This is a genomic window from Aneurinibacillus sp. REN35 (genome assembly GCF_041379945.2).
GTDB lineage: Bacteria > Bacillota > Bacilli > Aneurinibacillales > Aneurinibacillaceae > Aneurinibacillus.
In genome coordinates, this window is the sequence record NZ_JBFTXJ020000006.1 from 1 (window position 1) to 22186 (window position 22186).

Consider the following 22186-nt stretch of genomic DNA (forward strand, 5'->3'; position numbering starts at 1 on the left):
GCATCATAGGCATCTGCATATTAGGCATGGGTTGCTGCGCCTGCATCTCAGGCATTGTAGGCATCATGGGCATCTGCATATTAGGCATGGGCTGCTGTATTGGCATATGCATCATGTATGACGTTTCCATTGATGAGGAACAGAAGCTGCTCTCATGACAGGAATCTTTAGCCGGTGGGCAGTATGGCATTGGTGAATACGGCGCAACAGGCATAGTAGGCATCATAGGCGGCATAATCGGCATCTGCGGCATAGGAGACGGTGTGATTTGTATTGGTGCTGTTGGTTTTTCTTTCGGCATTCCTTTTGGTGGCATGATCGGTTTTACCTCTGTTTTCGGCGGTGCTGGTTTTGTTTCCGGCATTGGTGTTGGCTTTGGCGTAGGCTTCGCTTGTGGCTGGATCGGTGCTGGGCTTGGCATTGGTGCTGGCGCAGGTTTTTCTTTGGCGGGTACTTCTTTTGCTGGCATCGGCGGCATCTGGATATTAATGTCCATATCCATCTCCATCATCATATTTAATTCAGGAGATTCGGGTGCAGCTTTTGGTACGAGAGGAGCGGTAGGCGGTTTAGGCTGCATGGGCATTTCTTTCGGCATTTCCTTCACAGGCATTTCCTTGTTCGGTATCCCCGTAGCACTTTCTTCATTCTTCAACGGTATGCCGGTTGTTGGCACTTTTACTTTCATACCTGGTGAGATTTTATCCGGATTTTTGATATGTGCATTCGCTTTTTTTAGTGTCTCGAAATCAACATTATATTTTTGGGCGATCTTCCATAGTGTGTCTCCCTTTTTGACGATATGGATTTTCATGTGTTGGACCATCCCTTCTAAGAAAAATTACTGTACATCATATGCATGGGTGGGCAATTTGCTACGGGTAGGTGGATATCACGTATAAAAATTCTTTGCACAGGGAATGATAGGAAGTAAATGTTTATTTTGGCAAAGAAGGGATGCGTATGATTCGAAAGCCGCTTCCAAAGCATTGGAGGACCCTGGGGGCTTTAGCGATTCTATTCTTTACTGTAGCGGTGTCTAGCATCTGGTATTTATATACTGCAATTGAGACACTAAAAGGGAATGAAGCGGCGGCCCAGGCGGTTGATGTCGTATTAAAACGCGTGTATTTATGCGGAGAGTCAGAAGAGGAAATCAAGAAGGAGACAGTCGCTTCATCAGATGAGCTGCTTATGCGTTATCAGGATTGGACTTTTGTCTCGCGTCAACGCAATGTGTATACGTTTGAGAAAAAACTTAATGATCTCTCTCCTTACTGCAAGGAACATGCATACTTTGGCTTAAGTGAAAACGGAGAATTAACATTGTTTGATGGTGTGCCGGAGAATGGCAAGGTGATTCAGACGTTTTTTCAATTAAATACAGAGAAGCTGGAATCAAGCTTGCCTGTGGATGAGATGAAGATTTTGCGTAAAGGTATTCGGATTACGGATGCCGCAGAGTACAATTCGATTATCTCCACCTATAGTGAATTCTCAGGTGATGAAAAGGAAACAGCGGTACAATTGAAATAAGTGTGATGAAAAACGGAGCGAAGCAAAGCGCTCCGTTTTGTTCATATGCGAGAAAAGATTGAAATGTATGTTCGCGTTTTTCAATATGGTGTACAATAAAGAGATAAAGGCTGTTGTAGGATCAGGAGGAACTGGGAATGATTGATTTTATTGAAGGGCATATCGTCTATGTGGAAGCTGATTGCATCGTTGTGGCATCGCATGGTGTAGGCTATCGGATATTTACGGGTAATCCGTTTCAATACAGGGAAGGCGAGAAGAGTGAAGTTCGCATCTATACCCATCATTATGTAAGGGAGGATGCGGCTCATCTATACGGATTTTCCACACGCAATGAGCGTGATTTATTCCGCAAGATGCTTGATGTATCCGGGATTGGACCAAAGGGAGCGCTGGCGATGATTTCAGCAGGTACGCCTGAGCAGATTATTGCGGCGGTAACGCAGGAGAATATCGAATTTCTCACACGTTTTCCAGGTGTCGGGAAGAAGACGGCGCAGCGGATCATTCTTGATCTCAAAGATAAGCTCAAGGCGCTGCCGATTCGCGAGAGAGAAGCGATACAGGTGTCAGGGGAGCCTGCGCCTGCCGAAGAAGACGAATTAACATTGTTTCATGCTTTTGAAGAGCCGAAGCAGGAAGCGACATTGGCTCTCACAGCGCTTGGTTACAGTCAGGGGGAGATTCAAAAGATAATGAAGAAGTTGGAGAAGGAAGGAGCGGACCTTGCTTCTACGGATAAGATCGTTAAGCGTGCACTGCAACTATTTTTAACAACGTAAGGGGGGAGTATGATGGAGGAGCGAATGATTTCCGGCCATGCGCATGACATGGAGGAGTATAATATGGAATTCAGCCTCAGACCCCGTTATTTGGCAGAATACATTGGTCAGGATCAAATTAAAGAAAATCTAAAAATATTTATCGAAGCGGCCAAGCTTCGCGGTGAAGCTCTCGACCATGTGCTGTTGTACGGACCGCCCGGTCTTGGTAAAACCACCCTTTCCATGATTATTGCCAATGAATTGGAGGTTAATCTGCGCACAACATCCGGCCCTGCCATTGAGCGACCGGGAGATCTTGCGGCGATCCTAACCGCACTCGCGCCGGGAGATGTATTGTTTATTGACGAGATTCATCGCCTTCCGCGTAGTGTGGAAGAGGTGCTGTATCCGGCGATGGAGGACTTCGCGCTTGATATTGTAATCGGCAAAGGACCAGGTGCTAAATCAGTTCGGCTTGATCTGCCCCCGTTTACACTGGTGGGTGCGACAACGCGAGCCGGGATGCTGTCCGCCCCGCTGCGTGACCGTTTTGGTGTGGTGAGCAGGCTTGAATATTATACGACAGATCAGCTAACGTATATCGTGATGCGGGCGGCCGAACTGTTCGACGTTGAGATCCGGGGCGAAGGGGCCGAGGAGATTGCACGCCGTTCTCGCGGTACCCCACGGATTGCAAATCGCCTGTTGAAGCGTGTGCGGGACTTTGCCCAGGTTCGGGGAGACGGTGTGATTACAGGAGAGCTAGCCTGTGAAGCCCTAGAGCGGATTCAAGTTGACCGCATGGGATTAGACGAGATTGATCATAAGCTGCTGCTCTCTATTATGGACACATTTGCAGGTGGACCGGTTGGACTCGATACACTGTCAGCTACTGTTAGTGAAGAAGCCACGACGATTGAGGATGTATGTGAGCCGTATTTAATGCAGATTGGATTTCTGCAGCGTACGCCGCGCGGCCGTGTCGTCACACCCCATGCATATCATTATTTCGGTAGGGAGGTGCCTGGCACATGAATCCGGTAGCGAAGATGCTTATTATTGGCGGCGTCATCCTTGTGGTGATCGGTCTGATCTGGCAGGTAGGTGGACGCTTCTTGAATCTGGGACGCCTGCCGGGGGATATTGTCGTGGAGAAGGAGAATTTCCGCTTTTACTTTCCTTTAATGACAAGTATTATCGTAAGTGTTGTGCTTTCGCTTTTATTCTACTTGTTCCGTTTTTTTCGCTAACAGTGTAGAGCCTGGGGGGTGGAACGATACCTCCTGGGTTTTTTTGTAGCAATTGAAAAGGTAGATAGTGTACATATGAAGAAGGAGAATGACCATGGAAAAAAAACAAAGCCTGTTCGGTCAACAAACTTGGCGGATCATCGATCAGACAAAAACACACCCATCCTTTCACGCCTTATATTCTTTTGCGATGGACGATACCTTATGTACATCGGTCCATATGAAGAAAAGCCCGGCTGTGCTGCGCGCCTGGGTGCACCATCATAACGTCGTTCTGGGCAATGTTGATTACAGGCTGACACGGATCGAGGACGGACTTGCCTATTTGCAAGAGCGTGGATACGTACCTATTGTGCGGAATTCTGGTGGCGCGGCAGTTGTGCTTGATGAAGGTGTATTGAATCTCTCGCTTATTCTGCCTACAGAGGATGCGTTTACAGATATTCATGCGGGATATCGGGCGATGGTGGAATTTATTGAGCGTATGCTTGCTCCATACGGTGTAAAGGTAGAAACCGGTGAAGTAGTGGGGTCATACTGTCCGGGTGATTTTGATGTCGCCATTGGCGGTCGTAAATTCGGCGGGTTGGCCCAGCGCAGACGTCGTGGGGCCGTGGCGGTACAGGCTTTTCTTCTGGTGGAGGGGAGCGGGAGTGGCCGTGCTGCGCTCGTGCGGGACTTTTATGATAGAGCCGCCCGGCCAGGGGATCAGTATCCTGACGTGAACTCTGTAACAGTCGCTTCGTTATCGGAACTGCTTGGTCTCTCTCTTTCCGTACAGGATTTGTTTCTCCGTGCTGTGGATGTGATCAGAGCAGATGCTGAGCAGATTGAGTTCTCACAGCTTCTTCCTGAAGAAACAGAAGAGTTTGCTGCGAATACGGCAGGTATGGAGACGCGCAATCCGCACTTGCACATGTAAGCGTATTTAATCTGCGACCTTTTGCCCTTTTATTCGTCTAATTATCATAGAGTTGGAAAATATAGATAAGATTTCTGGTAGAATGTACATACACATACAGAAATTATAGACGGAGAAAGGTTGATAGAGAATGAAATTGGGGAAAGTACTGCCTATTATGCTAGGCCTCGGCTTACTGCTGCCCTTCGGCAATCAGGCAGGGGCGGAGGAAGAAATGCCTGTTCGTGTAGAATTGACAGCGCCATTTGCCTCGGGCTCTCAAGAAGCGCTGCAGACGGTGGCCTTTACGGTGAATGGGAGCTATATGATAGAAGGACAACCGTCGCTTGTGCTGCTTGCCGGACAAAAATATTTCATACAAGTAGAGAATGGGACGCTCAGTCTCTATCAACAACCGGGACAAATAGGCGTTCTGCCGCTCGTTCAAGGATTGAGTACACTTACTGTGACACCCACGCTGCCTACGGGTAGTTCTACAATAAAAATAGAAGGAAGAGAAGTCTCTTCATACCGCGGTTCGATAGAGTTCCAGATTGGATATAAAGGAGTGCAGCCCCGGATTGTCCCTATTAACGTAGTTGGAATGGAAAGCTATCTTAAGGGTGTTGTGCCAAGCGAGATGCCTGCTTCATGGGACAGAGAAGCACTGAAGGCACAAGCGGTTGCGGCGCGCACTTATGCTGTTCGTCATATGAAGACAAAACCGGGTAATGGGTATATTAATGATACCGTGCAATACCAAGCATACAAAGGAATTAAAAATGAAAAGGACAATTCCAATCAGGCTGTCGAGGAGACGCGGGGCGAAGTGCTCTCATACAATGGCGGTCTCATTGAGGCGCTCTACAGTTCAAGCAATGGCGGCTATACCGAAGCACCGGAGAACGTATGGCAAAGCTCAAAGGGAACACCGTATCTTCAAGCAAAGCCCGATCCATATGACGCTCGCAGCGGCACACCGGATCGAAGCTGGCAGCAGACACTGACCATTGCGCAGATACAGGATAAACTGAAAAACCGTACGCCTGCTGTCGGTGCGATTAAAAAGGTAGAATTGAAGCAAACATACGCTTCGGGGCGTGTGGCGAATTTGGTGATTGAAGGCGATAAAGGCGTACAGAATTTGTCCAAGGAAAGCGCTCGTACGGTATTAGGCTTAAAAAGCGCTCTTTATACCGTAAAAGTGAATGACGGTGCGATTGTGCCGACACCGAGTGGTGATGTGGTGTCTGTATATAACGGTTCATCCACAACGCAAAAGGATACGGGCAGTCTGTATGTCTCCAATGGCTCGACTTCATCTTCGACTGCATCAAATTTTGTCATCCAAGGAGCGACACAGAAGAAGGTGGCTAATCCGTCTGCAGGAGCAGGAACAGTGAATCAGGCCGCACCTACCTCTGTCGTATTTAGCGGAAAAGGGTGGGGTCATGGCGTTGGTATGAGTCAGTGGGGCGCACAGCAGATGGCCAAAGAAGGAAAGTCCTACCGGGATATTCTGGCTTTCTACTATGATCCAGCACAAATAAGTCAGGGATATGGATCTGGCAATTAACCGATGAAACTTATGTCTATTTCTTGCATGAGAGGGGAAAAATCGGTATGATAAAGAGCGTTATACTGATGACTGAATGTAAAGTTGAGGGATAGACATTGAACGTCAATGATTTTGATTTCTATTTACCGGAGTCGCTTATTGCACAGAATCCGCTTGCGGATCGGACGGGCTCTCGCCTGCTTGTTTTGCATAAACACACCGGGGCTGTAGAACATCGTACATTTACCGACCTAAAACAATACGTAAAAGCCGGCGATACGCTCGTGCTCAATGACACGAGGGTTATTCCTGCCCGGCTTTTTGGCGTGAAGGAAGGCACAGGTGCACATATCGAAGTGCTGTTGCTAAAACCTGTTGGTGAAGACCGTTGGGAGACGCTTGTACGCCCGGGTAAGCGGATTAAGCCGGGAACACGGATCATCTTCGGTGATGGAATCCTTGTTGGGGAGTGTGAAGACAGCACCGAGGTAGGTGGTCGTATTGTACGGTTTGAATATGAAGGTATCTTCCATGAACTGTTGGATCGTTTGGGTGAAATGCCGCTTCCGCCATATATTAAAGCGCAGCTTGAAGATAGTGAGCGCTACCAGACCGTATATGCGAAGCATCGCGGATCGGCCGCCGCTCCGACGGCAGGTCTGCATTTCACAGAAGAGTACCTTGAGGAATTGAAGACGATGGGCGTGCGTCTGGCCTTTCTCACGCTTCATGTTGGACTTGGTACATTTCGTCCGGTGATGGCTGAGACGCTAGAAGAACATCAGATGCACAGCGAATTTTATTCTCTTACAGAAGAAAATGCCCGTATAATTAATGAAACCAAAGCGAACGGCGGCCGTATTATAGCCGTAGGAACCACTTCCTGCCGTACGCTGGAGACGATCGGCCAAAAGCACAAAGGTACACTGGTTGCAGAGGAAGGCTGGACGGATATTTTTATCTATCCGGGCTATGAATTTAGTGTAATCGATGGTCTGGTGACGAATTTTCATCTGCCAAAGTCAACGCTTGTCATGCTGGTAAGCGCATTGGCTGGTAAGGATCACATTTTGCGTGCCTATGAAGAAGCCGTCCGAGAGGAATACCGGTTTTTCAGCTTTGGCGACGCCATGCTTATTTTGTAAGAGGCTAGGAGGATATCAATCGTGGCAGTACGCTATGAATTAATTAAGACATGCAAGCAAACCGGGGCAAGGATTGGCAAGCTGCATACGCCGCACGGCATCATCGATACGCCGGTATTTATGCCTGTGGGGACGCTGGCAACCGTGAAGACGATGACACCGGAAGAACTGAAGGAGATGAATGCTCAAATCATTTTGAGCAATACATATCATCTGTTTCTCCGTCCTGGACACGAACTGGTAGCTGAGGCGGGCGGCCTTCATTCGTTCATGAATTGGGATCGGGCGATTCTGACGGATAGCGGCGGGTTTCAGGTGTTTAGCTTAAGCAACCTGCGGCAGATTGATGAGGAAGGAGTGTCTTTCCGCTCTCACTTAAGCGGTGAGAAGCTGTTCATCAGTCCGGAGAAGGCAATGGAGATTCAGAACGCATTAGGGGCCGACATCATTATGGCTTTCGATGAATGTGCACCGTATCCGGCAGAGCCGGAGTATGTGAAGCCGTCAATGGAGCGAACAACCCGTTGGGCAGAACGCTGTCTGAAGGCACATAAGCGCTCGCATGATCAAGCATTGTTCGGCATCGTACAGGGTGGTATGTATCGTGAATTACGTGAACAAAGCGCACGGGATCTGACTTCGCTTGATTTTCCGGGCTATGCGATCGGGGGATTAAGTGTAGGAGAGCCGCATCCGCTGATGTATGAAGTGCTAGACTATACGGTTCCACTGCTTCCGGCGAATAAGCCTCGTTATTTGATGGGCGTAGGCTCACCGGATGCGTTGATTGAAGGAGCCATTCGCGGTATTGATATGTTCGACTGCGTCCTTCCAACACGGATTGCTCGCAATGGGACATGCATGACGAGTCAGGGACGTCTAGTCATTCGCAACGCCAAGTATGCACGCGATTTCAGCCCGCTTGATCCGAATTGTGATTGCTATACATGCCGTAATTATACGAGAGCGTATATCCGCCATCTGATTCGCTGTGATGAAATCCTCGGCGTACGGCTGACAACGTATCATAACCTGCATTTCCTGGTGAAGATGATGGAACAAGTGCGTCAGGCCATTATGGAAGACAGGCTTGGAGACTTCCGTAATGAATTTTTTGCTCGGTATGGCATTACGGAAACACGCGGCTTCTAAGTAAGGGGAATCCTGCTGGTTCTCCCGTTTTTTCTTAAAGAAGCTCTTAGAGGTTTTAAGAAAAGATATGAACTGGCAAGAATATATGTATATAAAAAAGGAGGAATATCATGAGCGCAGGTATGCAGCAAGTTTTGTTATGGGTAGTTATGTTTGCTATCTTTTATTTCTTATTGATTCGTCCGAATCAAAAGCGTCAAAAACAGCGTAATGCTATGATGGCGGCTTTGAAAAAAGGCGATCGTATTGTAACGATCGGTGGTCTGCACGGCACCATTGATCTGATTAATGAAGAGAACAATACAATTGTAGTGAATGCTGGCGGACAGAAGCTAACATTTGAAAAAATGTCGGTTCAATCCGTTGTGGGCGAAACCGTGCAAAAACAGCCGGCTGTCACAAATAAAGAAGAGTAGAGAACAAAAAGAAAGCGGGAAGCAATGTGCAGCCCGCTTTCTTTTTTTGCGATTCACAGGAGGAGTTGAACTTATTTTTTTGATAAATTCACACCGATGATCCCACCGAATGCAGCCACAAGAAATGCGAATAGAAGAGAATAGAGGTGGCCCATTCCAAGCTTGGCGTCAAAGCCAAGGAAGCTCAGCAGGAGGACAAACAGGAAATACAAAATGCCGGTCATGCCGCCATAGTACCATCCCTTCTCGCCGCCCCGCTTTCCGGAGACAAATCCCCCAACGAACAGCGCCAATCCATTTATACTGTATACGGCAGAAGGAAGGGATGTCTCCCGTGTTTCTGTAAAAGCAAGCAGAAGCGACGTGATAATAGCACCAAGGAATACGATGACGAACGTATAGATAAATCCGGCCAGCATAGGAAGCTTGATTTCACCTAACTTCAACATAGTTCACACCTCGCAAAAAGTTTTGTACATCCTATGTAGCGGAGGGACAAATTATGCCTGCTAAGAAGAGGGGGGATGGCGTTTTCCGTTTGAAAGGCGGCCTATTTTCTCGTATGATGAGAGATGACAGATACGGCATGAGCCCAGCTGCTTGATCATTCGCCAGAAGGAGGGTGAGAAGGTATGATTAAAACGTATTTCTATAACCATTCCAAGCAAACCATGCAGCACGATGTCGATCTCGATGAAACGCATACATTTCTTCGGTCGCCGGAAGACCTGTTATGGATTGATCTGTATGACGTGGGAAACGATGAGCTGCAGTACGTCGCTGATCTCTTTAATTTTCACCCGTTGGCGATTGAAGACTGTCTGCATGTCAGCCCGCGTGCAAAGGTTGATGACTATGAAGACTATCACTTCTTCGTGATTCATGCGCTGCGCTACAATGAAGAGAGCGACAATGAGATTACGACGCTTGAATTGAATGTATTTCTAGGTGTGAATTACATTGTTACCATTCATAAGCGTCCGCTGCCCTCCATTGGACGCATTGCGGCTGTCAGCTTACAGAGCAAGAAATATATGAATCGTGGGCCAGATTTTCTCTTGTATTCGATTGTGGACGGTATCACGGACGAGTATTTTCCGATTATGGATAGAATCAGTGTGCGGATTGACGAATTAGAAGACGAGATCTACGAGCACCAGATGAAAGAAATTACGGAGGAATTCCTTGCACTGAAGCGTACAATTATTCTTATTCGGCGCGTCATTCTTCCTCAAAAGCGTATTTTTGCCACGGTAAATGGCGTGATGCTATTTGAGATTAACGAGGAGAATATACCGTTCTATATCGATCTGGTTGACCATTTGGAGCGTATTGCCGATTCGACTGAGACGTTCCGTGATCTCGTAAACGGAGCCCTCGATACATATTACTCCATCGTAAGTGCGAAGACGACCGAGACGATGCGCATTTTGACCATCATCTCGACCATCATGATGCCGCTTACGTTTATTACTGGGCTGATGGGGATGAATGTCCCGTTGCCTGGAGAAGATGCACCGTACAGTTTCTGGGCAATGGTAGCGATCTTGTTTTTTGTTGTTGGCATGATGCTGCTTTATTTTAAGCGGAAACGCTGGCTATGAATGTGTACGCGTTAGCGTTTAGGCAGGAAGTGAGCAAGCGCAGCTCCGATCCATGGAATGCGCTGTACGTCCTGCTTGCCTAATATACGAAGCCAGATGAGCAGCAGCATATAAATAATAAGCGATAGGCATGTACCTAGCATCATCGCTTGCGGAAGCTCGGTATAGTGCGACCAATACTGGGTCATGTGCAGTGCGGCATAACCGGCTAGTGTTACGCTTGCGATAACCTTAGCGATGTCTTTAATTTCGATTGTAAAACCGGTAACTTTGCTAACACTGAAGAAGTGCAGCAGCGTAACGGACAATATGCTAATGTTCACGGAAAGAACGACGCCGTCAACCCCGATTTCAGGGCGTGATGCGAGCAGGAAGATCGCAGCGGTCTTCAACAGGGCGCCGATAATTGTATTGCGCATGGCTACACCTGCATGATCAAGCCCTTGCAGAGCAGCCTGCAGAGGAGCCTGGAAATATAGAAAAATAGAGTAGGGGGCCATTAACTTTAAGAAATGCCCTACCTTTTCATCGTGATATAAAAGATTGGCCAGCGGTTCAGCAAAAATATAGAGCAGAACGGCACAGGGGGCGCCAATAACGAGGGAGAGGCGTATGGATTGATAGATGCGCCGGTAAATAAGCTTGTCATTTTTCTGTGCGGCCGCTTCCGCTACGGCAGGAACGAGGGAAACTGAGAGCGAATACGTAATGAATGTCGGAAAGATGAGCAGAGGGATCGCCATTCCGGCCAACTGCCCGTAAAAACTGGTAGCTGTGCTGGCGGATATTCCGGCAAGCAAAAGGCTCTGTGCAACGATGATCGGTTCGACAAAAAACGTGAGTGAAGAGACGATCCGGCTCGTTGTGACAGGAATAGAGATATCGAGCAGGCTGCGAAAGGTTTCTTTGTTGCGGTTAAATAAATTGACAAAGCTGCGCCGCTTCAAAAGCTTTGGCAGACGCTGCCTGCGAAATTGAATAAGCAGGCTTACCATACCGAAGCCTTCACCGATAACGACGCCAACCATCGCACCTGCCGCTGCATATTCTACACCGCGTGGCATAAGCCATGAGGCGAGAATAATGACGGTAAACATACGGATAACCTGTTCTACGACTTGTGAACTAGCAGTAGGCGTCATATTCTGCTTGCCTTGGAAATATCCCCGCAGCACGGAAGAGATAGCGATAATTGGCACAATCGGTGCGATGGCGATGAGCGGATAAAAGGCCCGCTCATCAGTTAGGAAATAGCGGGAGATGACGGAAGCACCGACAATCATAAGTGCTGTAAACAAAAGGCTAAGAACGGAGACGATGAGCAGCGACATCTGTAAGATAGTGCGTACCTGATCGCTCTTACCTTGGGCGTCCGCTTCTGCCACCAGCTTGGATACCGAGACATTTAGACCGAATGTGGCAAGCGAGATAATCAAGACAAAGGTAGGAACGGCCATCTGATAGAGGCCAAGTCCTTCGGCACCGATAATGCGGGCCAGCATGACACGGTTAATGAAGCCGAGTACCTTTACAATAAGACCGGCAAGAATAAGAATAAGTGTTCCTTTCATGAATGTTTGTTTTGTCATGATACGTCCTCTCTTTTCCCATGCATATTTGTTGACAGCATATGCATGTACATAGGTCAAACATGCCTGAAAATCACGCAGACAGGGGGCTTTGCAAGAATGCGAAAAGATACGCTAGACGAGCAGCTGACATATGTATGTGAAATTAAAGCCCAAGAGCTTGCTATGCTCGGTTATGAGGCCGCGCCAGAAGAGGTGTGGGCGTGCGTTTCGGAGAGATATAAGGAAATGCCTCCACTGCACAAGGCGGTTAATGATATTTTGTCGTTAAAGCCGGGCCGCTGGATGAATTGGATGACGATGCGTGCATACAAGAATGAATCAATCTGAGATACCGGTTGATTAAAATAGGAAGAAATAATGAATTTACTCCATTTCATGAAACAAATCTTTTTATGATGCGTAAAAGAAGACGGGTTGCATAATGGAAGATGGATGCGCTCGTCTTTTTTATGTTTATACTCATTTATGAAGAATAGAAGATGGGGATAGCCTGTAGACACTGTTTAAAATTCCTATTGAATAGAAAATTGACAGTGAAAAATAGGAGTAGCTATAATAGTAAAGTATTGGTTGGAAAAGGAGGAAGTACAGGAGATGATTAAGTGGAATCGCCTTGTTGCCCTCCTTGTCATTACGGCCGTTGTGTTCGGTACGGTTGCTTTGACTGGGAAAAAGGTAGCGATGAGCACGACCCTTGGGCTGGATTTGCGCGGGGGGTTTGAAATATTGTATGAAGTATCACCTTTAGACGCGAAACAAAAGGTAACAAGCAAAACGCTGAAGGACGCTAGTGAGGCGCTGGATAAGCGGATCAACAAATTAGGAATTACCGAGCCTGAGATTCAGGTAGAAGGTGAGGATCGGATTCGCGTACGTCTGGCCGGTGTAACGGATCAACAAAAAGCGCGGGATTTAATTGGAAAGCCTGCCAATTTGACCTTCCGCGATATGAATGGAAAAGTGCTGATGAACGGAAACGACTTGGCCGAAAATGGCGCCCAGGGCGTGCTGGATCAGCAAACAAATCAGCCGGTCGTTACACTGCAGTTTAAGGATCCGAAGAAATTCGCTTCCGTAACGCAGCAGTATGTTGGCCAGCAGATGGCGATTTTCCTAGATGAAGAGATGATTACCGCACCTGTAATTCAACAGGTGATTCCAAGTGGAACAGCTCAGATTGACGGACAGAAGGACATTCAAGAAGCGAAGGAGCTTGCGGCATTATTGAACGCAGGTTCGCTTCCGGTCAAAATGAAAGAAGTGTTCTCCACAAGCGTTGGGGCGAAATTGGGACAAGAAGCGCTTAAGAGCGGGGTTGAAGCCGGAGTTATCGGTACGATTATAGTATTGATCTTCATGATTATCTATTATCGTATGCCGGGCGTGATCGCTTGCATTACGCTGGTTGCGTATGTTTATTTACTTCTTCTACTGCAAAACCTTATGGGAGCTACACTTACGCTGCCGGGGATTGCGGCCTTCATTCTGGGGATCGGGATGGCGGTGGATGCCAATATCATTATGTACGAGCGGATTAAGGAAGAGCTGCGAAGCGGTAAATCATACCTTTCCGCGCTGCGAGCGGGTTCAAAACGCTCGTTAAGTACAATCCTTGACGCCAACGTTACAAGTATTATTGGTGCAATCGTATTGTTCTATTTCGGTTCGAGCGCAATCCGCGGCTTTGCGGTTATTCTTATATTAAGTATTCTTGTGAGTATGCTTACGGCAGTGGCAGGATCTCGTTTCTTGATGAATCTCGCCGTGCGCTCCAATCTGTTCAACAAGCCCAGCTATTACGGGGTAAAGGAGCGTGACATCCGTGAATTATAAATTCAATGAGTACAAATTTGACTTTGTTAAACACAGAAAAAAATATTTTATCGTGTCCGCCTTACTCATCATTGCAGGGATTATCTCTTTGCTTACGATTGGTCTCAACCTTGGTGTTGATTTTAAAAGCGGAACACGCGTACAAGTACAGATCGGAAAAACATTTAGTGAGGACGATGTAAGACAGAGTGTGGACAAGATAGGGTTGCATGCGGGGAGCGTAACGACCGCAGGTGATAAGAAGGATATTGCCGTTATTCAATTTGCAGAGCCCATCCATAAGGATGAGATTGCCAAGCTGACAAAGGCAATGCATGATAAGTATGGTAAAGATGTATCCTTACAGGAAAGTACGGTCAATCCGATCATTAGTAAGGAATTGGCGCAATCAGCGCTCTATTCCGTTATGATTGCTTCGATCGGTATCGTCATCTATATCACCATCCGGTTTGAGTTCCGTTTTGCCATCTCGTCTATTCTTGCGCTTTTGCACAACGTATTTCTTGTCATTACGCTGTTTAGCATTTTTCAAATTGAAGTGGAATTGACGTTTATTGCGGCCATTCTAACAATTGTCGGGTACTCGATTCACGATAACATCATTATCTTCGACCGTATCCGTGACAATTTGAAACACGCGAAGCTCAAGACCGTGCAGGACGTAGAGGATGTGGTTAACTACAGTATTAGCCAGACACTGGCGCGTTCTATCAATACGGTATTAACCGTAGTCATTTGTGCGGTGGCTCTCTATATTTTCGGAGGAGAAAGCATCCGCCACTTTACGTTAGCATTGATTATCGGCCTTATCTTTGGGGCGTATTCCTCGATTTTCATTGCGAGTCAGATTTGGGTATCGTGGAGAGAACGAGATTTGAAAAAGAAAAAATTGGCGCCTGCTAATAATGAAGCGTAAGGAAGCCATACTATAAGCAAATGAGAAAAAACCGCGGGGTGGCCCGCGGTTTTTTCGCGCATAAAAGAGTATAAAGGAGTGTCGGCATATGCATATGCAGGACGAGCGGTTTTCTAAAGCGCGGTTTGCCGCCTGGGTAGGAATTATCGGTAACCTTCTTCTGGCTGTAGGCAAGGCGGTAGTAGGGTTTGCTGCCAATAGTAAAGCCTTGCTAGCAGATGCGATTCATTCGGCTTCTGATATTGTCGGTTCAGCCGCGGTACTGCTTGGATTAAAGGCGTCACAGATTCCGCCGGACCCTGAGCATCCGTATGGTCATGGTAAGGCGGAACCGATTTCTGCGATTATCGTGTCGATCATTTTGTTTGCGGTAGGGCTTGAAATGGGGTATGCCACCTTTCGTGCGTTTTTTGCTCCGCTAGCAGCTCCGGGTATGCTGGCCGTATATGCTGCCGTCATTTCGATGGGAATTAAGGAATGGATGTTTCGCTATAAGTATCGTGTCGGTAAGGAGCTGAATAGCCAAGCGATTATTGCCAACGCATGGGAGCATCGTTCTGATGTGTATTCCTCATTTGCTGCGCTGATCGGTATCGGTGGCGCCATTCTTGGACAACGGCTTGGTTTTCCTTTGCTTGTATATCTTGATCCGATTGCCGGCGTATTTGTCTCTGGCTTAGTTATTCGTATGGCGTATCGGATGCTGCGTGAATCGATTCACAGTACGTTAGATGTTGTATGGAATGAAGAGAAGAGCAGTGAGTTAAGGGAGACCGTGCAGTTGGTGCCTGGTGTGTTGGAGGTTAACGAGCTGTTGGCGCGCGAGCATGGTCATTATGTGATTGTCGATGTCAAAATCGGCGTTGCTGCCGAACAGACTGTCGAAGAAGGACACCGGATCGGCAAGCAGGTGAAAAAAGCATTAATGGAGCGTTTTTCTAACGTGCAAAATGTGTTCGTGCATGTCAATCCGTATGGCCGCTCAAAAGAAGCGGAGCTTTTTTATCCGCCACCTCAGAGAACGGATGCAACCGAGCCGGAAGGTCCGATTTTGCACTAAACAACAGTTGCCCGTTTTTTCCCCTCTCTAGTATAATGAACAAGTGTTTAAGGAGAGGTGGGAGAAAACTTTGGTAAAATCGAAGACCCGCTGGAAGATAGAAGAGGTGGATCAGGAACTTGCGCTGCAGTTGCAGCAGCAATTACATATTTCACCGCTGCTTGCCCAACTGCTTGTTGGGCGTGGCATTGAAACACAGGAAGCAGCAGAGAAGTTTCTAGGCGGCAGTATACAGGATTTCTACGATCCGTTCCTCCTTGATGGAATGGATACGGCCGTAGCACGTATAAGACAAGCTATTACGGATGGAGAGCCCATCCTTATCTATGGTGATTATGATGCGGATGGTGTGACGAGCACAAGCATCATGATCCATACGCTGCGCATGGCTGGCGCAACCTTTCAATACTATATTCCCAATCGTTTTAAGGAAGGGTACGGCTTGAATGAAGGTGCCTTGGTTAAGGCTGCGGAGAATGGTTTTTCTGTTGTGATTACGGTAGATACCGGCATCAGTGCTGTAAAAGAAGCGGAGATGGCGAAAGAGATTGGCCTTGATCTTATCATTACCGATCACCATGAACCTCCCGCTACGCTGCCGGATGCGTATGCGGTGGTTAATCCGAAGAAGCCGGGCTGCCCGTATCCGTTTAAGATGCTGGCCGGTGCCGGAGTCGCTTTTAAATTCGCCCATGCGCTCTTAGGTGAGCTGCCGCATCATTTATTGGAAATCGCGGCCATCGGTACGATTGCTGATCTTGTCTCGTTAGAAGACGAGAATCGACTGATTGCGAAGCTTGGACTGCAGGCGCTTGAGCATTCGGTAAATCCGGGAGTACAGGCGATGAAAAAAGTGTGCGGCATCGAAGGCAAGGTCTCGGCCTACCATATCGGGTTTGGGATGGGGCCGCGTATCAATGCGACCGGACGCCTGGAGACGGCGGACCGCGCTGTAAAAATGTTTATTACAAGCGATCCCGAGGAAGCCGAGCAGCATGCATGGGAATTAGATGAGCTGAACAAGGAGCGCCAGGAGCTGGTGGAAGCGATTGCCGCAGAAGCCGAGCAGCTGGTGCTTTCTATGCCGGAAGAAGAAACGAAAGTGCTGGTAGTAGCCAAAGAAGGATGGAATGAAGGGGTAATCGGGATTGTTGCTTCCCGTCTGGTAGAGAGATTCTACCGCCCGACCATCGTGTTAAGCATACAGGCAGAACACGGTAAGGCAAAAGGTTCTGCGCGGAGTATTGCAGGCTTTAACATGTATGAAGCATTAACGACGTGTGAGGATATTCTTCCTCATTACGGGGGACATCCGATGGCAGCCGGCATGACGCTTGCTGAAAGCGATGTAGCGGTGCTGCGTCAGCGTTTGAATGAATTGGCAGCAGAGTGGCTGAGCGACGATGATTATATTCCGATTACACGGGTGGATGCAGTATGCACGCTAGCGGATGCCAATTTGGGAACGATCGAGCAGTTGGAGAAGATGGCACCGTTCGGCTTGGGAAATCCAAGCCCGAAAATTCTAATTGAAGGTGTGGAAATTACTAACCTGCGCATCATTGGCAAGGATGAAAACCACATTAAATGTCATTTTCGTCAGGATGGTGTATCATTGGATGGCATCGGTTTTAAGATGGCTGATGTTGCAGCAAATTTATCCCTGCGTGATGAAGCGAATATCGTAGGTGAATTGGGTGTAAACGAGTGGAATAATCAGCGCAAGGCTCAGTTTGTTCTTAAAGATATCGCGGTTCCTGGCCTACAAGTATTTGACTGGCGCGGTGTACGCAACAAGATGGAAAAGCTTACGGGCTTAGATAGTGAGGCGCCAGCGCGGATTGTAGCATTTCGCTCTCAAGGACAGCGTGAGTTGGAGCAGCGGTCATCGACGTGGCGCATGCTGCACACGGAGCCGAAATCAGATACGCGTCAGCTTGTTCTATATGATTTGCCTAGATCGCATCAAGAGCTTGAACGTGTGCTTCAAGAGCAGCCAGAGCTTGAACGTCTGTATTGCTTGTTCGGAGAGGACCCTCATGCACTGCCGTCTCTTCCTTCTCGCGAACAGTTTAAAGATGTATATAAGACTGTATATCAGCATAAGTCGCTTGCCAAAAAGGACATTCCACTGCTTGCCCAAGCTAAAAAACTAACGCCATCATCTGTACTGTTTATTCTCGAAGTGTTTTACGATCTTGGTTTTCTGAAGAAGGAAGCGCAGAGTTATCTTCTCTCCCAAACAACAGCGAAGCGTGATCTGACAGAATCGGATGTTTATCAACGGCAGAAGGAAGCACTTGAGCTTGAGACGGAGCTATTGTATTCCTCATATCAATCATTGCGAGCGTTTTTAAAGCAGCATATGCTGACAGGCGCCCAAATAAAGGAGAAGATGTATCATGGATTTTAAAGAGAAGATCCGAGTCATTCTGGATTATCCACAGGATGGCATTCGTTTTAAGGATATTACTACATTGCTTGCAGATGGTCCTGCATATCGGGCAGCGATTGATCAGATGGCGGAATTTGCCCGAGAGCAGAAGCCGGATATTATCGTTGGACCAGAAGCGCGAGGATTTGTCATCGGCTGTCCGCTTGCTGTGCAGTTGGGTGTGGGCTTTGCGCCGGTACGCAAAAAAGGCAAGCTTCCATATGAGACCATTCAGGCGGAGTATTCGCTTGAGTATGGAAAGGATGCGCTGGCTATGCATAAGGATGCTATTGAGCCGGGACAGCGCGTATTGATTGCTGACGATCTGCTTGCAACAGGCGGCACGATCAACACAACAATTGATCTGGTGAAAAAGCTTGGTGGTGAAATTGTTGGTCTGGCATTCCTTATCGAGCTTACGTATTTGAATGGCCGTGACAAATTAGGTGAAGATCAAAATATTTTTACGCTTGTTCAATACTAAGCAGATTACAATCCTTCTCGTCGTCCATACGGGGAGGATTTTTTGTATTTTGTGCATTTCATATTGGGGTGCTCCCTCTTTACTTTCGTTTGTAATTCACACATAATAAAGGATAATATTCTAGAGGAGTGGCAAAGGAGATAGTGTCATGAGTACCGAAACGGCGATTGAGAACGCAATCGATCAGGTTGTAGAAAAAGCGAAGAGGTATCTGCCGGAGAAGGATATCGAATTTCTCCTTCGGGCGTATGAGTTTGCGCGCAGCGCCCACGATGGACAAGTACGGAAATCAGGAGAGCCGTATATCATTCATCCAATCGCTGTCGCCGGCATTCTCATTGATTTACAGATGGACGCGGTCACTGTAGCAGCCGCATTTATGCATGATGTTGTTGAAGATACGGAAGTGACGAGTGAAGAGATTACACAGGAGTTCGGTACGGAAGTAGCTAACCTTGTTGAAGGAGTTACGAAGCTGGGCCGGATTAAATTCAAATCAAAAGAACAGCAGCAGGCAGAGAATCACCGCAAAATGTTTCTGGCGATGGCGAAAGATTTGCGTGTGATGCTGATTAAACTGGCTGATCGGCTGCACAATATGCGGACGCTCAAGCACCTCTCAGAAGCAAAGCAGCGACAAATCTCGGATGAGACGCTTGAGATTTTTGCCCCGCTTGCACATAGACTTGGAATTGCCTCGATCAAATGGGAAATGGAAGATACAGGTCTTAGATATATCAATCCACAGCAGTACTATCGCATCGTTAACTTAATGAAGAAGAAGCGGGCAGAGCGGGAGAATTTCATTGATAGTGTCATTGATACCGTGCAGGAGAAATTGCAGGAGATCCAGATCAAGGCTGAGATTTCCGGACGCCCGAAACATATTTATAGCATCTATCGCAAGATGGTAAAGCAGAATAAAGAATTTAACGAAATTTATGATTTGCTGGCAGTTCGGATTATTGTAGATGACATTCGTGATTGTTATGCGGCGTTAGGTATCGTGCACACGCTGTGGAAACCGATGCCCGGACGCTTCAAAGACTATATTGCTATGCCAAAAGCAAATATGTATCAGTCCCTTCATACGACTGTAATCGGGCCGAATGGAGAACCGTTGGAAGTGCAAATTCGTACGGCGGAGATGCATCGAATCGCCGAGTACGGGATTGCGGCACACTGGGCATATAAAGAAGGAACAAAGGTCGGCGATGGCGAGAGTTTTGAGACCAAGCTGTCATGGTTCCGTGAAATTCTTGAATGGCAGCAGGATACTAAAGATGCTCAGGAGTTCATGGAATCGCTGAAGATGGATTTATTTGCGGATTTGGTGTTCGTCTTCACACCAACAGGCGATGTCATTGAACTGCCGAAGGGTTCGGTGCCGCTTGATTTTGCCTATCGTATTCACTCAGAAGTTGGCAATCGGACGATTGGAGCGAAGGTGAATGGCAAGATTGTGCCGCTTGATCATCAACTGAAGACGGGCGATATTATCGAGGTGCTTACATCCAAGCATAGCTATGGTCCGAGTCGGGATTGGCTGAAGATTACCAAGTCCTCTCATGCTCGCAATAAGATCAAGCAATGGTTCAAGAAAGAGAAACGGGAAGAGAATGTAGCTAAGGGCCGCGAGACGATAGAGAGTGAACTGCGTCGTAATAACTTCGAACCGAAGGAAGTCATGACCGCAGAGAATATGCAGGAAGTGGCAAATAAATTCAACTTCCAGGGTGAAGAAGATATGTTTGCTGCGGTAGGTTACGGTGGTATTACTGGCGCCCAGATTGCAACGCGCCTCACTGACAGACTTCGTAAAGAACGCGAAGAGATGCAGTCTAATATTACCGAGATCAAGCAGGAGCCTCCACGCCGTAAACGACCTGATCAGGGGGTTAGTGTCCGCGGTGTCGATAACCTGTTGATTCGTTTCTCCCGCTGCTGTAATCCAGTTCCAGGAGATGATATCGTCGGCTTCATTACGCGCGGTCGAGGTGTCTCCATTCATCGGCAGGACTGCTTGAACTTACAATCCTGTAGTGAAGAAGATAAAGCCCGTCTTATCCCTGTTGAATGGGATGCGGATTTGAAGCACGAATATAATGTTGATATTGAAATTACCGGTCATGACCGCAGCGGATTGCTTAATGAGGTACTGGCGACGGTGGCTGATACGAAGACGAATATTACGGCTGTATCTGGTAAATCTGATAAGAACCGCGTGGCAAAAATTAACATGACCATCTCCATTCAGAATCTCGATCACCTGCACAAGGTAGTAGAGCGAATCAAGAAGATTCGCGATGTGTATTCTGTGCGTCGTGTGATGAATACGTAGAAAGGGTTGTCGTATTGTGCGAGTCGTTGTTCAACGTTCAAAACAAGCCTCTGTTACAGTGTCTAGTCAAATAACCGGAAGCATTGATTCCGGTCTCGTATTATTGGTCGGAATTACGCATGGAGATACGAAAGATGATGCGGAATATGTAGCTGAGAAAATTGCCAACCTGCGCATTTTTGAAGATGAGAGCGGCAAGATGAATCATTCGGTGGTTGACGTAGGAGGCTCCATCCTTTCTGTATCCCAGTTTACGTTGTATGGTGATACGCGTAAGGGCCGACGCCCGAGCTTTGTGGATGCGGCCCGGCCTGAGCAGGCAGAGCCGCTGTATGATTTCTTTAATGAGAAGCTGCGTGAGCGAGGGCTTACAGTTGCAACCGGTGTATTTGGTGCGATGATGGATGTGGCATTAGTCAACGATGGACCGGTCACATTGATTGTGGAGAGCAAAGCGTAGCATGTATGCGTATCAATAAAAAATCCCAGCGCTGCTGTATAGAATAGCGGAACTGGGATTTTTGTTTATTTCATTTTCTTGCAGTAATATACGAATGCTGGCAGCACATTCATTGGCACAAACTCCAGACTCACATTGTCAAAGCGATCAGAGAACTGCTTTTTCATCTGTAATGAGAACTGGAAAGCTACAAATACGCCACCCGGCTTCAATGAGCGTTCCACTTCGTCCATAATAGTATCGCGCAGCTCCTGCGAGAAGTTTGTAAACGGTAACCCCGAAATAATATAATCGAATTGATTGATTTCATATTGCTGCATCGCCGATGTGATATTGCGGGCATCATGATAGTAATACAGTTCCGGATATAGATGTTCAAGGCGACGGCGCATGCTCGAGTCTTGCTCGAAGACGACGACCTTGCAATCCGGGGTACGCAGTTGATCAATATATTTAGTGAATACGCCTGTTCCCGCGCCTAATTCCGCCACATGCTTAGCAGAACGCCAATCGATAGGCTTGACCATCGCTTTAGCGAGGAAACGGGAACTGGGAGTTACACTTCCGATATTTTTTGGCGAGCGAAAGAATTTCGTTAGAAACATCAGCTTTTCCATCGACACTACTCCTTCTGAACGGCCTTGTCCTACGGGGCTTTTCTTTATATAGTAACAAAATCTGTGCAAGAGTGGAAATGGAATTGTGCTTGACCCGTCATCACCACTCGGCTACACTCGTAA

The 22186-nt window shown here is 47.4% G+C and carries 22 protein-coding genes; 18 read left to right on the forward strand and 4 right to left on the reverse strand.

Translation table 11 applies throughout. From position 1 onward, the window contains the following. On the reverse strand, positions 1-814 hold an 814-nt coding region (locus AB3351_RS12515; protein ID WP_371147477.1), incomplete at its 3' end, for a LysM peptidoglycan-binding domain-containing protein. A 149-nt stretch (positions 815-963) separates the two neighbouring features. Between AB3351_RS12515 and AB3351_RS12520 the strand changes: the two genes are divergently transcribed. The 9 genes from AB3351_RS12520 (at position 964) to yajC (ending at position 8722) form a co-directional block, all read left to right on the forward strand. Next, positions 964-1536 carry a BofC C-terminal domain-containing protein gene (locus AB3351_RS12520; RefSeq protein ID WP_371147478.1) on the forward strand — a complete coding sequence of 191 codons (573 nt, stop codon included), beginning with the start codon at positions 964-966 and terminating at the stop codon, positions 1534-1536. Between the two features lie 137 nt (positions 1537-1673). Next, a complete protein-coding gene (gene ruvA / locus AB3351_RS12525) occupies positions 1674-2318 on the forward strand; it encodes a Holliday junction branch migration protein RuvA (RefSeq protein ID WP_371147479.1) in 645 nt (214 codons plus the stop codon). 12 nt (positions 2319-2330) lie between these two features. Then, entirely contained in the window at positions 2331-3335 is a 1005-nt protein-coding gene (gene ruvB, locus AB3351_RS12530; protein ID WP_371147737.1) for a Holliday junction branch migration DNA helicase RuvB, read from the forward strand. After that, positions 3332-3550 carry a DUF2905 domain-containing protein gene (locus tag AB3351_RS12535; RefSeq protein ID WP_371147480.1) on the forward strand — a complete coding sequence of 73 codons (219 nt, stop codon included), beginning with the start codon at positions 3332-3334 and terminating at the stop codon, positions 3548-3550. Before ruvB ends, AB3351_RS12535 begins: the two co-directional genes overlap by 4 nt. A 94-nt stretch (positions 3551-3644) precedes the next feature. Beyond that, positions 3645-4472, forward strand: a complete 828-nt coding sequence (locus AB3351_RS12540; protein WP_371147481.1) for a lipoate--protein ligase family protein — start codon at positions 3645-3647, stop codon at positions 4470-4472. Positions 4473-4602: 130 nt separating this feature from the next. After that, on the forward strand, positions 4603-6027 hold the full coding sequence (locus tag AB3351_RS12545) for a SpoIID/LytB domain-containing protein (RefSeq protein ID WP_371147482.1): 1425 nt from the start codon (positions 4603-4605) through the stop codon (positions 6025-6027). 98 nt (positions 6028-6125) lie between these two features. Next, the gene (gene queA, locus AB3351_RS12550; RefSeq protein ID WP_371147483.1) at positions 6126-7154 is read left to right on the forward strand and encodes a tRNA preQ1(34) S-adenosylmethionine ribosyltransferase-isomerase QueA; all 1029 of its coding nucleotides are present in this window, start codon (positions 6126-6128) and stop codon (positions 7152-7154) included. Positions 7155-7175: 21 nt separating this feature from the next. Beyond that, on the forward strand, positions 7176-8306 hold the full coding sequence (gene tgt, locus AB3351_RS12555) for a tRNA guanosine(34) transglycosylase Tgt (RefSeq protein WP_371147484.1): 1131 nt from the start codon (positions 7176-7178) through the stop codon (positions 8304-8306). 110 nt (positions 8307-8416) lie between these two features. Then, positions 8417-8722, forward strand: a complete 306-nt coding sequence (gene yajC, locus AB3351_RS12560; RefSeq protein ID WP_371147485.1) for a preprotein translocase subunit YajC — start codon at positions 8417-8419, stop codon at positions 8720-8722. A gap of 71 nt (positions 8723-8793) precedes the next feature. Here yajC and AB3351_RS12565 read toward each other — a convergent pair whose 3' ends face one another. Then, the gene (locus AB3351_RS12565) at positions 8794-9171 is read right to left on the reverse strand and encodes a TIGR04086 family membrane protein (RefSeq protein ID WP_371147486.1); all 378 of its coding nucleotides are present in this window, start codon (positions 9169-9171) and stop codon (positions 8794-8796) included. Between the two features lie 183 nt (positions 9172-9354). On the opposite strand from AB3351_RS12565, the gene corA reads away from it, so the two are divergent. After that, positions 9355-10326 (forward strand): magnesium/cobalt transporter CorA, encoded by a 972-nt coding sequence (gene corA / locus AB3351_RS12570; protein WP_371147487.1) that lies wholly within the window; start codon positions 9355-9357, stop codon positions 10324-10326. A gap of 11 nt (positions 10327-10337) precedes the next feature. Here corA and spoVB read toward each other — a convergent pair whose 3' ends face one another. Next, positions 10338-11915, reverse strand: coding sequence for a stage V sporulation protein B (gene spoVB, locus AB3351_RS12575; RefSeq protein WP_371147488.1), 1578 nt, complete (start codon positions 11913-11915; stop codon positions 10338-10340). Between the two features lie 99 nt (positions 11916-12014). Here spoVB and AB3351_RS12580 point away from each other — a divergent pair, with 99 nt between their 5' ends. The 8 genes from AB3351_RS12580 to dtd all read left to right on the forward strand — a co-directional run bounded on the left by AB3351_RS12580 (position 12015) and on the right by dtd (position 21446). Then, positions 12015-12245: a post-transcriptional regulator gene (locus tag AB3351_RS12580; RefSeq protein WP_371147489.1), complete on the forward strand. Its 231-nt coding sequence runs from the start codon at positions 12015-12017 to the stop codon at positions 12243-12245. 267 nt (positions 12246-12512) lie between these two features. Then, positions 12513-13751 (forward strand): protein translocase subunit SecD, encoded by a 1239-nt coding sequence (secD, locus tag AB3351_RS12585; protein WP_371147490.1) that lies wholly within the window; start codon positions 12513-12515, stop codon positions 13749-13751. Continuing rightward, the gene (secF, locus tag AB3351_RS12590; protein WP_371147491.1) at positions 13741-14667 is read left to right on the forward strand and encodes a protein translocase subunit SecF; all 927 of its coding nucleotides are present in this window, start codon (positions 13741-13743) and stop codon (positions 14665-14667) included. The genes secD and secF overlap by 11 nt, the downstream gene beginning before the upstream one ends. A gap of 94 nt (positions 14668-14761) precedes the next feature. Next, positions 14762-15727, forward strand: a complete 966-nt coding sequence (locus AB3351_RS12595; RefSeq protein ID WP_371147738.1) for a cation diffusion facilitator family transporter — start codon at positions 14762-14764, stop codon at positions 15725-15727. A 70-nt stretch (positions 15728-15797) separates the two neighbouring features. Next, positions 15798-18140: a single-stranded-DNA-specific exonuclease RecJ gene (gene recJ, locus AB3351_RS12600; protein ID WP_371147492.1), complete on the forward strand. Its 2343-nt coding sequence runs from the start codon at positions 15798-15800 to the stop codon at positions 18138-18140. Beyond that, positions 18130-18645, forward strand: a complete 516-nt coding sequence (locus AB3351_RS12605; protein WP_371147493.1) for an adenine phosphoribosyltransferase — start codon at positions 18130-18132, stop codon at positions 18643-18645. The genes recJ and AB3351_RS12605 overlap by 11 nt, the downstream gene beginning before the upstream one ends. A 148-nt stretch (positions 18646-18793) precedes the next feature. Beyond that, on the forward strand, positions 18794-20986 hold the full coding sequence (locus AB3351_RS12610) for a RelA/SpoT family protein (RefSeq protein ID WP_371147494.1): 2193 nt from the start codon (positions 18794-18796) through the stop codon (positions 20984-20986). Positions 20987-21002: 16 nt separating this feature from the next. Beyond that, a complete protein-coding gene (gene dtd, locus AB3351_RS12615) occupies positions 21003-21446 on the forward strand; it encodes a D-aminoacyl-tRNA deacylase (protein WP_371147495.1) in 444 nt (147 codons plus the stop codon). A gap of 65 nt (positions 21447-21511) precedes the next feature. On the opposite strand, the gene AB3351_RS12620 is transcribed toward dtd, so the two are convergent. Continuing rightward, positions 21512-22063, reverse strand: a complete 552-nt coding sequence (locus AB3351_RS12620; RefSeq protein WP_371147496.1) for a class I SAM-dependent methyltransferase — start codon at positions 22061-22063, stop codon at positions 21512-21514. Positions 22064-22186: the final 123 nt, after the last annotated feature.